The sequence below is a fragment of the Anaerobutyricum soehngenii genome, from assembly GCF_009697165.1.
Classification (GTDB): domain Bacteria; phylum Bacillota; class Clostridia; order Lachnospirales; family Lachnospiraceae; genus Anaerobutyricum; species Anaerobutyricum soehngenii.
The window spans coordinates 63,188-79,374 of record NZ_VULP01000009.1 but is presented as its reverse complement, the minus strand read 5'-3'; the positions used below and the strand labels follow the sequence as shown (position 1 = coordinate 79,374).

Genomic DNA, 16,187 nt, shown 5'->3' with positions numbered 1-16,187 from the left:
TCCTGATTTACTGTTCATCAATATTACAGTACTGCTTATTATCGAGAATGTCTTTTAGCTTTCCGTAATCTCTTTCCGGATTTTTCTTTTCCCCTATAGAAATGAGAATCTCTGACAAAAGACAATAGAGCATCTGCTGACTTTTATTAAGACAGTTTAAATGTTTCTCTACGGTCTTTACATCGGCTCTTTCTACTGGTCCGGTCAGACTGTTTACCGTTCCGTTCTCCACGATATGCTGCATATTTCCAAGCATGATTGGAGCTAATGCTTTAAGCGCACTCTCTTCGTCAAATCCGCACTCCCGCATCAAACTTAAGCTTTCCTGTATAAGCGCAACCACATGGTTACTGCATACGGCGGCAGCACAATGATATTTTACTTTATCTTCGGCTGCAATATAACACACCTCATTTCCAAGATTTCTGAAAATCCCGGCAATGTCTTCCCGATGTCTCTCATCGCCTTCTATTACAAAATACGCATGTGATAGCTCTTTGTAAGAATTGTACTTATCGCTGACTGCAAAGAGCGGATGGACAGAATATCCGAAAGCACCACACTTATCAATTCCCGGAAATGCATCTCCGGATGATAAGGCACCACTGCAATGACATATAAACTTTCCCTCAAGGGACATATCCTTAATCTGATTCCATACAATCGTAATCAGATCATCAGGAACAGTAAGAAACAGAGTATCACTTTCTTTTACAATTGTGTCTAAATCTTTTATAAAAGCTGTTGCTGTAAAATCTGCCGCTTCTTTTGCAAGATTCTCGTTCACATCGTAATATCCTGTTACTTCCAGATCATTCAATCTGAAATACTTACCAAGGGAACACCCAACTTTCCCTGCACCTATAATTCCTGTTCTCATATTTATCACCCTGCCTTTCGCATGGTGATACTCCGAGTCTTATTCCTAAAGGATATAAGCTCAATACCTGTCAGTTACACGCGGTATGGTTTCGCTAACGAATACCATCCATAGTTACCTACACACTATACCATTTTAAAATACATTCGTAAATAAACTTTTCGAAAAAAATTGTTTATTTTTTAACACAAAATCTCCAATACATCCAAGGACTTGTGCTTTGCATTTCTTTACAAACAAGTGTACTGCTATACCGCATAAATCTTGTCACAAAATCAAGCGCAAAAAGATTCCGAGAGTACATAATAAACAAAAATTCCACAATACTATATTGCCATTTGCAGCCTCTGATCAAATGGAGAAGTGAAGAAACACTCCCCACGCATTCAGACAGCGCAAACGTAATATAGTATTGCAGAATTCTCGTCTGTGTTAAACACAATACATTTTATAAATACTTCTTCAGAGTTTCTACTTTATCAAGTCTTTCCCATGGAAGATCCAGATCATTACGTCCAAAATGACCATAAGCTGCAGTCTGTTTGTAGATTGGTCTTCTTAAGTCAAGCATTTTAATAATTCCTGCTGGTCTTAAGTCAAAGTTTTCGCGGATCATATCTACAAGTTTTTCTTCTGCAATCTTTCCTGTTTCAAAAGTATCTACCATGATAGATGTAGGCTGCGCTACACCAATAGCATAAGATAACTGAATCTCACACTTATCTGCGAGTCCAGCTGCAACAATATTCTTTGCCACATATCTTGCAGCGTATGCAGCAGAACGGTCTACCTTTGTACAGTCTTTACCGGAGAAAGCTCCACCGCCATGACGTGCATATCCGCCATAAGTATCTACGATAATCTTTCGTCCTGTTAAACCACTATCTCCATGTGGTCCACCGATTACAAATCTTCCTGTTGGGTTAATGAAGAACTTTGTATTATCATCAACCATATTTTGTGGAAGAATCGGATCAAACACATACTTTTTAATATCTTCATGAATCTGTTCCTGTGTTACATCAGGATCATGCTGTGTAGAAAGAACAACAGCATCTAAACGATCTGGCTTGCCATTCTCGTCATATTCTACAGTAACCTGTGTCTTTCCATCTGGTCTTAAATAAGATAATGTGCCATCCTTACGAACCTTTGTAAGCTGTCTGGATAACTTATGTGCTAATGCGATAGGATATGGCATATATTCTTCTGTCTCATTGCTGGCATAACCAAACATCATACCCTGATCACCGGCACCAATTGCCTCTAATTCTTCATCACTCATCCTATTCTCTCTTGCTTCAAGTGCCTTATCAACACCCATAGCAATATCGGAAGACTGCTCATCTAAGGCTACCATAACACCGCATGTATCTGCGTCAAAACCGTATTTACCTCTTGTATATCCAATCTCTTTGATCGTATCACGAGCGATTTTCTGAATGTCTACATAAGCATTCGTTGTCACCTCACCCATGACAAGTACAAGACCTGTTGTCATAGCTGTCTCGCAGGCAACACGACTCATTGGGTCTTTTTCCATTAATGCATCAAGTATTGCGTCAGAAACCTGATCGCACATCTTATCCGGATGTCCTTCTGTTACAGATTCTGATGTAAATAATCTTCTTTCCATTGTACTACTCATCTCCAATTCTTAATTTACAGTACCTGTTTTATAAATAAACTTATTGGTTTCTTTCTCGGAATTAACTTCTTCAATTAAACCACCGAGAGCACGAAGCTTCTCATCAAATCGCTCATACCCTCTCTTAATATAACCAATCTGAGTTACCGTTGTATATCCTTCTGCCGCAAGCCCTGCGATAACAAGCGCTGCTCCGGCGCGGAGATCCGGTGCTGCCACCGTAGCTCCTGTATATTTTTCAACACCATGAATAATCGCAGTGTTACCTTCTACCATCTTTATATTGGCACCCATACGGCGAAGTTCTTCTACGTAACGGAAACGATTCTCAAAAATACTTTCTGTAATCGTACTTGTTCCGGTAGAAAGCCCCAGAGTAATTGCCATCTGCGGCTGCATATCCGTAGGGAATCCAGGATATGGAAGGGTCTTGATCTGTGTATTGCAAAGTCGCTGTGTTGCCACAACTCTTACCGCATCATCAGACTCTTCAATCTGTGCTCCAATCTCAGACAGCTTTGCGGAAATCGTCTCTAAATGCTTAGGAATGACGTTCTTAATCAGAACATCTCCCCTTGTAGCCGCCGCTGCCATCATAAATGTTCCTGCTTCAATCTGATCCGGAATCACAGAATATTCTGTATCGTGGAACTTCTCCACCCCTTTAATACGAATCACATCTGTTCCAGCACCACGAATATCTGCGCCCATACTGTTTAAGAAGTTCGCTACATCTACGATATGTGGTTCCTTAGCTGCATTCTCGATAACGGTATTCCCCTGTGCCAATGCTGCTGCCATCATAATATTGATCGTTGCTCCAACAGAAACAACGTCTAAATAAATACGACTACCTACAAGCTGTTCTGCCTGTGCGATAATCATTCCATGCTCAATCTTTACTTCTGCTCCAAGCGCACGAAATCCCTTAATATGCTGATCTATCGGACGGCTTCCGATATCACATCCTCCTGGAAGAACAACCTGCGCCTTTTTATACTTACCAAGAAGAGCACCGATCAGATAATAAGATGCTCGGATCTTTCTGATATATTCATTATCTACAATCAGATCACCGGCAGAATCAATATTCTTTCCGCTGATCACTACTTCGTTATCCCCTTTACGTTCAATACGGGCTCCGATTCCTTCCATTGCCTGTAAAAGAACATTCGTATCTCTGACATTTGGCATATTATCAATTAAACATTCTCCATCTGTCATAATTGCTGCTGCCAGAATTCCAAGCGCTGCATTCTTTGCTCCACCAATTACAACTTCACCAACTAACGGATTACCACCTTTAATAATATACTGTTCCATTTTGCACCTCTATAATCTATCCTAAACGTTATTACTCTTAACACTAATTTTCAAACTAAAGTAAAATCAAATAAAATTCCAGGTAAAATATCTCTACCAAAAAAATGGAATTCCTATTCCAAAGATTACTCTTTATATTTTATACAAAAAAATAAATTAAAAATAAAATTATCGTAATCCTGTTTCAAAAATTCCTGTCATGATATTTTATATCTCAAACAATATGTACTTTTCTTCACAATTCAAACTAAACCTAGAATCATTTTATTATATCATACTTTTTTGTTTATTGTAAATCAAAAATTGTTACAAAATAAACATCTTAATTTATTTGTTTTTTCTCTTTTTTTTCTTTTTGCGAACAGAATATCCAAATGTCCCCAAAGATTCTCCCAATCCAAAATATGTTCCATGAGAATATACAATCGGTGCCGCCTTCTCCAAATGAAACGTGCCCTTCTCATCCATATAGGCATCATCTACTGTCACATGTACAACGTCTGCTATAAACATTGTATGAGAACCAAGTGCCACTTCTTCTCTGACACGACACTCAATATTCACCGGACTATCTTCAATCACAGGCGCATTGATTTTCTTTGCCTCTCCCTTTTTCAGATCGGTCTGCTCAAACTTATCCATATCCCGTCCGGAACGAACACCACAAAAATCCGTAGCCTTCGCAAGCTTTTCTGTAGTAAGATTCACCACAAACTCTCCCGTTTCATGCAACGCTTTATAAGAATGTCTCTCCGGACGAACAGAAATGTAGAGCATGGGCGGATTGGTACATACCGTTCCTGTCCAGGCAACTGTTATAATATTATCATTCCCTTCTTTATCCCTTACCGATACCATGACCGCCGGAAGAGGATATAACATATTACCCGGCTTAAAATCTAACTTACCCATGCTCTTTCCCTTCTATTTCTATTTCTATTTGTATTTCTTTTCTGTTTCTATTCTTATTTCTGTTTTCTGTTTCTTTTATTTTTATTATTTACTTTTGTTTCCAAAGTATTCTTCTACCCGTATTGTTAGATTGACTTTTTAATAGACTGTCTGATTTCTTCTAACTGTTCTCCTGAAATCTCCTGCTGTGGCCAGTTAAGATTCAGTCCATCACCCTCATAACGAGGAATCAGGTGAAGATGAAAATGATTTACCGTCTGTCCCGCAACTTCTCCATTATTCTGAACAAGATTCAAACCATCGCATTTTAATGCATCCTTCATTGCTCTTGCAATACAAGTAGCCAGTGCAAATAACTTTCCGGCTGTCTCGCCATCCAGATCATAAATATTATCAAAATGTTCCTTTGGTATAATCAGACAATGTCCCTTTGTTGCCGGATTCACATCAAGAATTACTGTGAAATGGCTGTCTTCATAAACTGTAGCAGAGTGAATCTCTCCTTTTGCTATTTTACAGAATAAACAATCTTCTTTTATCATTATTACAAACACACCTTTCTTTTTCTTTACTAATAATGTATATATTAAAACCCTTTAAAACTTAAAAATCAACGTTGCCAGAGGCGGTACGGATATTTTAATCGAATACGGTCTTAAATCCCAACATTCCGAAACGGCTTTCACTTCCTGATGCTCTCCGCGGCCTTCGCCACCAAATTCTACTGCATCACTATTAGAAATCAAAGTATATTTACCATTTTTCGGAATGCCTACCCGATAATGTTTCTTCTCCTCTTCACTAAAATTACATACAAACAGCAGATTATCTCTTCCGGATGGCGACTTCCTTATAAAACTTAAAATGAAAGATTCTGCATCCATCCCATTAATCCACTCAAAAGGAGCACGCATTGGGTCATACTCATAAAGGGCAGGATATTCCTGATAAATCCGAAGCAGTGACTTCACATATTCCTGTGAAGAAATATTCTCATGTGAATGCAAGTCCCATGCCTTTCTTCCTGGAACTCCCATCAAATAACCATAAGACATCCTGACTCCTGTTAACTTATCATAATCACAAGAAGCCTTCTTGTCAATGAAAGATTCTTTAAAAAGATTATTTTTCTCTATACTAATTTCTTTATTAAGTAATAATAACGCCTGAGAAAAATCTCCGTTCATCAATGGCTGTGTCAACTGAAAATATTCTTTCTTCCTGCTATGAATATCTGCCTTTAAATACTTATCTACTCCTGCCTTTATTTCCAGATTCCATTCAAAATCAAAGAAACTTTTCAAATCTTTATCCGTTGTCTGCTCTCCGATAAATAAAATATTACTGTCTTCTTTTTTAATTACTTCTTTGGCCTTTTTTAAAAAATCAGCAGCACCTTCACTTAATCCTCGAAATACAAATCCATCGATATGATATTCCCGAATCCAAAAAAGAATATTTGCAAGAAGATAATTTACGGCCTGTGGGTTTTTCTTTTCAAAAAGGTTCACCGCCCTCCTTAAATATTCCGGTGATATTTCTAACAGAACCCCGATATTTCTTTTATGAGAACGGTTAACAAAAAAACGCATTGTATCGGGTGTATTCCCATAAAAAGCCGGTTCAAAAAAGCCTTTATGCGCCCCAAGTTTTTCTCCTTCTGATGTTCCACGAAGCAAAATATGTGTATGTCCCATATCCTGTACAGTTTCCTGTACCTTCTCATCCGGAGAATCTAATTCACTGATCCGTACTTCACAAACAGACATAGGCCTTTTTAAAACATTTCCTCGATATCTTTCAGAAAGCCATCTCATATCCTCCCAGTGAAATCGCTTAAGATCAAACATTCTTGAGGCACCGTTCTCTTTTTCCTCATTCATAACGGCATAAGGATCAACCATCTGTGTGATCTCCCCCTGTGCATTTTTCACTTCAAATTTATAAAACTGCCCACAGGAAAGTCCCGGAATAAACAACTCAAAAATATCAGAATTCTTCATCTTGTGCATCGGATACAGCATTCCATTCCAGAAATTAAAATCTCCAACGACACTGACACGTTTAGCGCCCGGTACCCATACTGCAAAATACATTCCCTCGGTATCTCTAAGCTTCACTTTATGACACCCCATCTTATGATATACCTCAGTCCAGATTCCCTTTGAAAACATTTTTTCCTCTTCTTCGGTAATCAGCCCTTCATAACTATAGGGATCATTACAGATATACGTATTACCATCATGGAATGTCATATGTATCTGATAATAAAAAGGTCTTTTATGCGGAAGAAACAAGGAAAATACCGGCTGTCTTTCTACGGTGTCCATCGGATAGTGTTTTCCATCTTCTGAAATAACTTCCATCTTTACCGCATCGGGATGATAGGCAGAGATAACTTGTCCTTCCATAATAAAATGCCGCCCCAGTAAATCTTTAGGTTTACTGCAATTACCAAAAACCAATTCCATAACCTGGTCTTTTTTTATAACTTCGCTGATTTCATATCTCATGCCGTTCCCTCCTCTTTTCAGTTTCTTTTCAAAACAGGCATCTATATATCAATATATTCAAATATGCCTACTGTAATTCCTGTTTGAATAATTCTATATCATGAATCGTTCACCACTCATCATTCCTTTACATAGCTATAGTTATCTATAGTTATATTATAATTTTTTTGCGCAAGGAAGTCAATAAATGGCAAAAAAGAAGAAACCCTGAATACAAAAACCGCATCCAGGATTTCTTCTTTTATTCATTTATAGCAACTAAATTTAGGAAATTAACTTTGAACAACATACGGCGTAATTACTTACTTTCTACCGGTTTTCTTAAAAGTCCGAGCATGATTGCTCCAACGATAGCACCGATTAATAAAGCTACGATATACATTAATGCATGTCCTACTACAGGGAATACGAAGATTCCACCATGAGGTGCCATCAATGTACACTTAAACGCCATAGATAACGCTCCGGCTACTGCAGAACCGATTACACAGGAAGGAATAACGTGGAGGGGATCTCCTGCTGCGTATGGGATTGCTGCTTCTGAGATAAAGCAAAGACCCATGATCGCATTAACTGGTGCTGTTTTTCTATCATTGTCTGTAAATTTATTTTTAAATACCCAGGAGGAAATTGCAATGGCAATTGGAGGAACCATTCCACCTACCATAACGGCTGCCATAATCATATAACCTGCCTCTGTCTGATATGCTAAGGAAGCTGTACCAAATACATATGCTGCCTTGTTAAATGGACCACCCATATCAATAGACATCATACCACCAACAATAACTCCAAGTAAGATACTATTTGCTCCTGATAAGGAATTTAACGCATCGGCAAGCAACTGATTTAACCAAGAGAAGAATGGATTGATCGCGAACATGATCACACTGATCAATAATAATCCAACTACCGGGTAAATTAACATCGGACGAAGACCATCCATGGAATCTGGCATTTTCTCTGTAATCTTTTCTAAAGCTAATACAAGATAGCCTGCTAAGAAACCTGCAAATAATGCGCCAAGGAAACCACCGGAAATCACTGTAACATCCGGATTAAAACAAGAAGCAAATGTTGTTCCTGCACTTGCAACAGAACCACCTACAAAACCAACCATTAAACCTGGGCGGTCTGCGATACTCATTGCAATAAATCCTGCAAGGATTGGAAGCATAAAGTTAAATGCCACACCACCTGCTGTCTTAAAGAATGCCGCTGCCGGTGTGTTCATACCAAAGTTAGAAGGATCAATAGAATAATCATCTAACAGAAAAGCAATCGCAATAAGAATACCACCACCGATTACGAATGGTAACATATGAGAAACTCCATTCATCAGATGTTTATAAATCTGACGGCCAAAGCTTTCATCTCCATCTGAAGATGTGCTTGCCGCTTTTCCACCTTCGTGATGATAAATCGGTCCGTCACCTTTTACTGCTCTCTCAATTAATTCCTGAGATTTATGAATACCGTCGGAAACCTTTACTTTAATAACTGGTTTACCGTCAAAACGAGCCATTTCTACATTTTTATCTGCCGCAATAATAATTCCGTCGCAGGCATCGATTTCTTCCTGTGTCAGAATATTTTTTGCTCCTCCGGAACCGTTTGTTTCTACTTTAATAGAAATTCCTAATTCCTTACCTTTTTCTTCAAGTGCTTCTGCTGCCATATAAGTATGCGCAATACCGGTAGGACATGCTGTTACTGCAAGTACCTGATATCCAGATTTCTTTGCCGGAACTTCCGCTGCTGCTTCTTCTACCTGAGCTGCTTTATCTTCGTCCCCGTACTTTTCTGTTTCTTTTTCATCAATTGCTGCAAGGAAAGCTTCTACGTCTTTTGCAGATAATAATTTTTCACGAAAAGCTGGATCCATTAAAATCGTAGATAATCTGGATAACGCTTCTAAGTGAACATCCGATCCTTCTGCCGGAGCTGCGATCATAAAGAAGAGATTGGATGGTTCCCCGTCAAGTGCCTCGCAATCTACACCACCTGGTACTGTGATTGCTGCGATACCCGGCTTAATAACTGCATCATTTTTTGAGTGTGGAATACAGATACCTTCTGCGATTGCAGTAGGTCCTTCTGATTCTCTTTTCATGATTCCTGCTTTAAAAGCTTCTTTGTCTTCAATGTTGCCAACTTTTTTATGAAGGTCAACGAGTAAATCAAGCATCTGTTCTTTTTCGCTTACATCTGCATTAAGAACAACTGCCTCTTTTTTTAACAAATCGACAATTCTCATAATCTTTTCCTCTCTAAAAAATTAAAACTATTCGCTGATCTGTTTCAGCATCTTTTCGTACATTTCAAGAGATGCAAGTCCCTCTGAAAAAGCAGTGGCGCTTCCTGCTGCTGTACCGCTCTTTAATGCTTCTTCATAGCTTCCGCCACGAAGATAACCTGCGACAAATCCTGCCACCATAGAATCTCCTGCACCAACGGAGTTTACTACTTTGCCCTTCGGTGTTCCCATCTTAATATTCTGTCCATCTTCTGTGATAAGAATGGCTCCGTCTCCTGCCATGGAAATCAATACATTAACTGCTCCCATTTCCTGAAGCTTCTTTGCGTAATGTACGATATCCTCATCTGTTTTACAGACTGTCCCGAACATTTCCCCAAGTTCATGGTTATTTGGCTTAATTAAAAACGGATGATATTTTAAAACATTAAGAAGTAAGTCTTTTGTCGCATCCACAACGATACGGATTCCTTTTGATTCAAGTCTTGCAAGAATCTTTTCATAGATATCCTCTGGTAATGTGTTTGGAATACTTCCTGCTAACACAAGAATATCCTCTTTTGTAAGAGTATCCAGTTTTGCAAAAAGTCCATTAATTGCTTCGTCAGTAATTATCGGTCCCTGCCCGTTAATCTCTGTTTCATCACCATGTTTTACTTTCACATTAATTCTGGAATTGCCTTCTGGAAGATGAATAAAATCTGTATGAATTCCCTGTGATGCCAATCCATCTTCAATTGCCTTTCCTGTAAAACCTGCGATAAAACCAAGAGCGGTTGTTTCAAGACCAAGCGTATTCAAAATCGTAGATACGTTGATTCCTTTTCCTCCATAGAAAATAGATTCTCTTGTGGAACGATTCACATCTCCTAATTTCAGATCAGCAAGAAATACAACATAATCTAAAGCCGGATTAAAAGTTACCGTATAAATCATTACTTTTGCTCCTCCTCTCGCTTTGCCCTTTCTCTCTTTTTAATGGCTTGCTTTGTTTGTGATTAAAGTATAACAAAATGATAAATTTTATACATCTAACGAATGTCATTGATATCGATTTGTATTTGTCATATCTTTATATGACATTTGTCACTTTTTTAGAATTTCATCGATTTGATTCTTCATTTGGAATAAAAACGTACTACTGTCATCCTTCTCATTCACATAACCTTTTATAAGATTATCCGTTTTTTCATATGCTTCTGTATAGTCTTTAAAGCGATAGGGAATCACACCTGTATCAATCACTGTATCAAGAAGAGACATATCTATTATACTGTCTCCCGGAGTATCTTTATTCAACAGGTTCATTGTACTCTTTGAAGTATTTACTGATTTTAATACCGATGCTGCAGAAGTATCTTCATAGATAAGTCTTTGAATATCTTCATCTGTTGTGAGCATCTTAATAAAATCCCAGGCTGCCTGTTTCTTTCCAGTTCTTGAACTCATTCCTGCCATCAGCGCACTCATTTCCGAACGATTATCTCCTGACGGACCGGCAGGCATTCTAATACAGGTCCATTCGAAACTGGAATATTTTTTAATCCGCCATGGATATGGCATATATGTGCGATAGTCAGAAAATGTAAATGGTCTGAACGCCACTTTTCCTAAATCAAAATCATTCGATGTAACCTGATAATTCCGATTTGTCTCTTCCAGACGTTTTACAAATTCAAGTGACTGCGAAAATCTTTCATCTAAGAAATTTGACGATGTTCCTTTTTTGTTGAATGGACTTATTCCATTTGAATACACCGCCTGAAGCCATGTATAATCATAATATCCAAATTGTTCAATCTGTCCATCACCATCAGAATCCTTCGCCACTTTCTCGCAGATACGATAAAAATCATCCCAGGTCCAATCATTATCCGGAACCTTTATTCCTTCTTTTTGTAAAAGGGTCTTATTTACAAACATTAACGTTGGATTACATTCCATCGGGAGTGCGTATTGGCTGCCTCCATACTGACCAGCCTTATATACAGAAGAATAAAACTCTTCCTTTTTAAATTCTTTATCTACATTAATTACACCATCCAGATTTTTCAAAGCTCCAAGTGATGCCAGCGTATGAAAGTCTTCATCGAGAACAAGATATACATCCGGTTCTTCTCCCTTCAAAATCTGTTCAGATAACCATTCTGAATAATCATCAGAAAGTATTCCCTTTTCATATTCTACTTTTATATTTGGATATTTTGATTTAAACTTTTTAATTGCTTTATCAAGTATTTCATAATGCACTGTTCCCGGAACTTCCCAGTTACTTCCGTAGAAGATACCTACCCGGAGAACATCCTGATCCCAATAGCGTAAATATAACAGACTGCTGATAAAAAGCACCGCCATTATAAAAAGAATTCCCGTCCCTTTTTTCAGTTTTATATCTCCCATTGTCTTGCTCCTATATGTATCTGTTGACCGCACCGGTCTGCACTGCCCAGATGGCAAGCTGTGTTCTGTCTCTTAATTCAAGCTTGCTTAAAACGGAACTTAAATAATTTCTGACTGTCCCTTCTGAAAGTGCCAGTTCGGATGCGATTTCTTTATTAGACATTCCACAGCCGATTTTCTGGATAACCTTCCATTCTGTTTTTGTAAGTTCTTCTGTCAGTGCATTATCTACCTGAATAGAATAACTGCCTTGCGCCATATGATTAAACAGTTTTACTACCTTATCTGTAATATCCGGATTAATCATAGCCTTTCCACTCACAACTGTTCGAATCGCCTCAGCAAGATTTTTCATGGAAATCCCTTTTAAAAGATAACCGCTGGCTCCATATTTTAAGGCACCAAAGATATATTCATCATCATCGAATGTTGTAAGAACAATAATATAAATATTCGGATATTTTTCCTTTACAAGACGGGTACATTCTACTCCGTCAATTCCGGGCATACGAATATCCATCAAAATAACATCCGGCTTCTCCTTTTTAATTTGAGAAAGTACTTCTTCACCATTCTCCGCTATACCAGTTACTTCCATATCCTCATTCGCCCCAAGAACAATTTTCAAACTTTCTCGAATTAATTCCTGATCATCTGCTATTAATACTTTAATCATATTCTTTCCTTTCCTCTGTTTGTGTTTTCGTGTCCTGTTCTATCATTATCTTATTTCGAATCGGAATCTTTGCTATCATTGTAAATCCGATCAAGCCCTGATAATTCACTTCACCATTTAACAGTTCCACTCTTTCTCTTATATGTTTTAATCCAAAACCTTCCTTGATATCTTCACATCCGCAGCCATTATCACTGATAATAATCGTCAGTTCCTCTTCTTTTTCGCTGATACGAATCCATATCTCTGTTGCTTTTCCATGTCGTATCGCATTGGTTGTGCTTTCCTGAATAATGCGGTAAATGACCTCTTCTTCATCGGCTTCAAATTTCAGTTCTTCCATATAGGACACAAAATAGATTTTCGTATTTGTTACCTTTGACATATCTTCTATCATCTGATGAATCGCATTATTTAATGACATTCTCTCTAACGCATCCGGCTTTAGCTTTCGGACAGAACGTCGTACATCCTGAAGACCTCTTCTTGCAGTATCTCCGATTCCTTCTAACTGTTCTTTTGCTTTATCCGGCGCAATATCCATGAGAACAAGTACCGCATCGATTCCTACGGATATTCCTGTTAAAATATGACCTAATGTATCGTGAATCTCTCTGGCAAGACGATTTCTCTCCTTCGTCTCTCCCATCAGCTCCTTCTCCTGTGCAAATTCATGAAGCTGTTCATTTGCCTTTTGAAGCTGTGCATTTAAAAGCTGTATCCTCTCCCGTTCTCTCCTGTCTTTCATCATAAGAATCACGATGTATACAAGAAATAATATCATATTCAATATCTCACATATGGTCTTTACTCCAAGAAAAAGACTTTCTGTTTCTCCATCATAAAAAGCCACCCATGTCTCAAATGAATTTAAAGGAATAAACATTGTAACTAGATTATAACTACATACCATATAACAAAGGAAAGAAATAAACAGAAAAATCAATTTGTTCTTCCTGTCTTCCACATAAGTAAGCATGTCTGCTACTATAAGGAAGATTACTCCATTATATGTCATATCCAACTCTTTCAATACGAAAATCAGAAAAATAATTTCAAATACATTCCACAGTAAAACTTTCTCTTTTCCTTCTTCTTCATTTCTTCTTTTATAGTAAATAATCCCGCATAAAAAACATAATGAGAATACGACCATGATAATTTTTTGTTCCGGTCTTTCCGGCATTACCTTAAGTGTTTCAATAAACTGCTGTGCTTCCTGCGCCGCGGCTACTCTGTACTGGGTCAGCACAATAGTAAAAGCAAGGAACAAAACAATAATACAGTTAAGTAATACCATCATCGTAAAACACTGATTCAAATATCTGGCATTCTCTTTTCTTTTTTCCATTCCACCACTTCCTCCTTTTACTGCCATCCTGATAAGCTGTAATCTTCTACATTGTCCCTTGTTATGAGCCTGACCGGAACAATATACTGGCTTTCCACCGGCTTTCCGGCAAGAATTTTATAAAGCATTTCCACTGTTTTCTTTCCCGTTATTCTCGGAGACTGTGCCGCTGTCGCCGTCATTCGATTTTTATAGATCATCGTTTTCGCCTCCGGGGATCCATCAGCGCCATATACAAGAACATCTGACAACATATGTTCTGCATCTAGTGCCGCCATTGCACCCATCGCACTTGGATCATTTAATGCCACTACTACATCTATATCTTTTGTTTTAGTTAAAACATTTTCTACCAAAGGCTGTGAAACTTCTAACTGCCCCTTACATTCTATGTCCCCGATATTTTCATAGTTCCATCCTGCTTTTTCTAATGTTTCTTTAAACCCTTTTATTCTGTCAATCGCTGATTTATTTTCCGACTGTACAAGGAATAAAATCTTTCCCTTTTTTTTACGTTTCATCAAATCTTTGGCACACTGTGCTCCTGCTTCATAGTTATCTGAGACAACAATACCATCGACAAGGCTCTGGTCATAAACAAGAGTATCCACTGCAATAACAGGAATACCTGCTTTTTTAGCTTTCTTCAAGGAGCTGCCGATTGCCTTCCAGTCTACTGCATTAATTAAAATACAATCTACCTTTTCATCAATAAAGCCTTCTACCTGCTCTGCCTGCACCTCTGCATTCATAGCGGAATCTCTCGTCTCTAATACATCCCCTTTATTCTCCACAACCGCTTTTATTTCCTCGTTAATCACCTCAAAATACGGATTGTTCATTGTCATATAGGATGCGCCGATCGTTCTTTTTGCTTTTCCACTTTCATTTTTGTTTCTGCTGTAAAACAAAAGCACAATACTTATGGCAAATACGACTGCTACACTAACATAGCCTACATATAAAATTATCTTCTTCACTCGCACCTTGTTTCCTCCCATTTTTTAATATGTACTCTCAGGTCTTCACTTAATTTCGTATGATTTCCTCTTATTTGTTATTATTATAATTGTAACTTTTTCAGCAATTTTTGTCTATCTATACACGAAAAAATCGAAAAACGCAAAAAACGGCTTACCTTGACACAGTTACTAAAAATACATATACTTTTAAATACCATAACCCTTATGGAATCTTGATGTACTCTCAAAATTTTTAAGACTTGATTTTGTAAGAGTACATACTAATATACTCCCGGAATCTTTTTATGCTTGATTTTGCGAGTACATCATACTATAACGAAGGAGGGCGAATTATGAATTGTCCAAACTGTGGCACATATTACACCGAGAATGAAAAGATATGTAAAAAATGTCATACTCCTTTAAGCAATGCCATTTATAATCCGGTAGAACACGCAGAGGATAACCAGAATACATCGAATAAAAAGAAACGCTTCGCTCCGATTATCGCTGTCTTATTGATTTTTTGCATCATCACAGCAGGAATCGGCGGATACTTTTACTACATTTCCCGCGTCAAGCAAGGATGTCGGGATGCGACAAAACAGATTTTTACTTATGCAAAAAATATGGATTTTTCCGATGTCGCACCATCTGACTTACCTGAACCTTTAAAATCCGAACCAAATGTACGTGAACTTGTAAAGAAGCAGCTAAAAACTTATATTGGTGACAGTCAGCTTGGTTCCCTCGTAGATGTTGACAGTATTGATGTTGATACATTATGTAATGAAATGGTCGAACAAGCTTCCTACAAGATCACTGATATCTCCGCAACCTATAATTCCTGCACTGTTACAGTCACAACAAAAAATATTGACTTTTACAGTTTACCGGAAACGATTTACGATGAGATCAAATCAGAGATTACCGATGGAACTTCCTCCTTATGGACATCCATTAAGAATTCTATTTCTTCTCTTTTAGGAGGCAGTGATCAGACAACGATTGAAAAGATTGATATTTCTCAGAATCTAAAGAACTGGTACAAAGAAACGAAAAAGAACGGACCACAAAGAAAAACAACCGGAAAGATTGTTTTTGGAATCAAAGATGGTAAGTGGACACTCATTTCCTTTGATGAACGACTCATTTACGGATATTACGGTCTGCGTCCAATACAATAATTTTCAAAAGTTTTCAAAAACAAAAGAAGGATAGAACCACAAATATAGCTGTGATTCTATCCTTCTTTTATTCTTTTT

General features: G+C 37.8%; 13 protein-coding genes. 1 reads left to right on the top strand and 12 read right to left on the bottom strand.

What is annotated here, in order from left to right; translation table 11 throughout:
• Positions 1-7: 7 nt before the first annotated feature.
• The 12 genes from FYJ25_RS06180 to FYJ25_RS06125 form a co-directional block, all read right to left on the bottom strand.
• Positions 8-880, bottom strand: coding sequence for a Rossmann-like and DUF2520 domain-containing protein (locus FYJ25_RS06180; protein WP_154580804.1), 873 nt, complete (start codon positions 878-880; stop codon positions 8-10).
• Positions 881-1,328: 448 nt separating this feature from the next.
• Positions 1,329-2,516, bottom strand: a complete 1,188-nt coding sequence (gene metK, locus FYJ25_RS06175; protein WP_154580803.1) for a methionine adenosyltransferase — start codon at positions 2,514-2,516, stop codon at positions 1,329-1,331.
• A 21-nt stretch (positions 2,517-2,537) separates the two neighbouring features.
• Positions 2,538-3,851 (bottom strand): UDP-N-acetylglucosamine 1-carboxyvinyltransferase, encoded by a 1,314-nt coding sequence (locus tag FYJ25_RS06170; RefSeq protein ID WP_154580802.1) that lies wholly within the window; start codon positions 3,849-3,851, stop codon positions 2,538-2,540.
• Positions 3,852-4,178: 327 nt separating this feature from the next.
• Positions 4,179-4,763: a flavin reductase family protein gene (locus tag FYJ25_RS06165; protein ID WP_021907394.1), complete on the bottom strand. Its 585-nt coding sequence runs from the start codon at positions 4,761-4,763 to the stop codon at positions 4,179-4,181.
• A 125-nt stretch (positions 4,764-4,888) separates the two neighbouring features.
• Entirely contained in the window at positions 4,889-5,305 is a 417-nt protein-coding gene (locus FYJ25_RS06160) for an HIT family protein (protein ID WP_021907395.1), read from the bottom strand.
• Between the two features lie 54 nt (positions 5,306-5,359).
• Positions 5,360-7,276, bottom strand: coding sequence for a GlgB N-terminal domain-containing protein (locus FYJ25_RS06155; RefSeq protein WP_154580801.1), 1,917 nt, complete (start codon positions 7,274-7,276; stop codon positions 5,360-5,362).
• A 298-nt stretch (positions 7,277-7,574) separates the two neighbouring features.
• Entirely contained in the window at positions 7,575-9,533 is a 1,959-nt protein-coding gene (locus tag FYJ25_RS06150; protein WP_154580800.1) for a PTS fructose transporter subunit IIABC, read from the bottom strand.
• A gap of 27 nt (positions 9,534-9,560) precedes the next feature.
• The gene (gene pfkB, locus FYJ25_RS06145; protein ID WP_154580799.1) at positions 9,561-10,469 is read right to left on the bottom strand and encodes a 1-phosphofructokinase; all 909 of its coding nucleotides are present in this window, start codon (positions 10,467-10,469) and stop codon (positions 9,561-9,563) included.
• A 150-nt stretch (positions 10,470-10,619) separates the two neighbouring features.
• Positions 10,620-11,933, bottom strand: coding sequence for an ABC transporter substrate-binding protein (locus tag FYJ25_RS06140; RefSeq protein ID WP_154580798.1), 1,314 nt, complete (start codon positions 11,931-11,933; stop codon positions 10,620-10,622).
• 10 nt (positions 11,934-11,943) lie between these two features.
• A complete protein-coding gene (locus FYJ25_RS06135; protein WP_021907400.1) occupies positions 11,944-12,609 on the bottom strand; it encodes a response regulator transcription factor in 666 nt (221 codons plus the stop codon).
• A complete protein-coding gene (locus tag FYJ25_RS06130; protein ID WP_021907401.1) occupies positions 12,602-13,960 on the bottom strand; it encodes a sensor histidine kinase in 1,359 nt (452 codons plus the stop codon). The genes FYJ25_RS06135 and FYJ25_RS06130 overlap by 8 nt, the downstream gene beginning before the upstream one ends.
• Positions 13,961-13,977: 17 nt before the next feature.
• Positions 13,978-14,940 (bottom strand): sugar ABC transporter substrate-binding protein, encoded by a 963-nt coding sequence (locus FYJ25_RS06125; protein ID WP_167513781.1) that lies wholly within the window; start codon positions 14,938-14,940, stop codon positions 13,978-13,980.
• A 335-nt stretch (positions 14,941-15,275) separates the two neighbouring features.
• Here FYJ25_RS06125 and FYJ25_RS06120 point away from each other — a divergent pair, with 335 nt between their 5' ends.
• Complete coding sequence (locus tag FYJ25_RS06120; RefSeq protein WP_021907403.1) at positions 15,276-16,109, top strand: zinc ribbon domain-containing protein; 834 nt, start codon at positions 15,276-15,278, stop codon at positions 16,107-16,109.
• The last annotated feature ends 78 nt before the right edge of the window (positions 16,110-16,187 follow it).

Excerpts from the sequence above, each read along its gene's own strand:
- FYJ25_RS06180 (WP_154580804.1), bottom strand. The coding sequence starts at position 880 with ATGAGAACAGGAATTATAGGTGCAGGGAAAGTTGGGTGTTCCCTTGGT.
- metK (WP_154580803.1), bottom strand. The coding sequence starts at position 2,516 with ATGGAAAGAAGATTATTTACATCAGAATCTGTAACAGAAGGACATCCG.
- FYJ25_RS06170 (WP_154580802.1), bottom strand. The coding sequence starts at position 3,851 with ATGGAACAGTATATTATTAAAGGTGGTAATCCGTTAGTTGGTGAAGTT.
- FYJ25_RS06165 (WP_021907394.1), bottom strand. The coding sequence starts at position 4,763 with ATGGGTAAGTTAGATTTTAAGCCGGGTAATATGTTATATCCTCTTCCG.
- FYJ25_RS06160 (WP_021907395.1), bottom strand. The coding sequence starts at position 5,305 with ATGATAAAAGAAGATTGTTTATTCTGTAAAATAGCAAAAGGAGAGATT.
- FYJ25_RS06155 (WP_154580801.1), bottom strand. The coding sequence starts at position 7,276 with ATGAGATATGAAATCAGCGAAGTTATAAAAAAAGACCAGGTTATGGAA.
- FYJ25_RS06150 (WP_154580800.1), bottom strand. The coding sequence starts at position 9,533 with ATGAGAATTGTCGATTTGTTAAAAAAAGAGGCAGTTGTTCTTAATGCA.
- pfkB (WP_154580799.1), bottom strand. The coding sequence starts at position 10,469 with ATGATTTATACGGTAACTTTTAATCCGGCTTTAGATTATGTTGTATTT.
- FYJ25_RS06140 (WP_154580798.1), bottom strand. The coding sequence starts at position 11,933 with ATGGGAGATATAAAACTGAAAAAAGGGACGGGAATTCTTTTTATAATG.
- FYJ25_RS06135 (WP_021907400.1), bottom strand. The coding sequence starts at position 12,609 with ATGATTAAAGTATTAATAGCAGATGATCAGGAATTAATTCGAGAAAGT.
- FYJ25_RS06130 (WP_021907401.1), bottom strand. The coding sequence starts at position 13,960 with ATGGAAAAAAGAAAAGAGAATGCCAGATATTTGAATCAGTGTTTTACG.
- FYJ25_RS06120 (WP_021907403.1), top strand. The coding sequence starts at position 15,276 with ATGAATTGTCCAAACTGTGGCACATATTACACCGAGAATGAAAAGATA.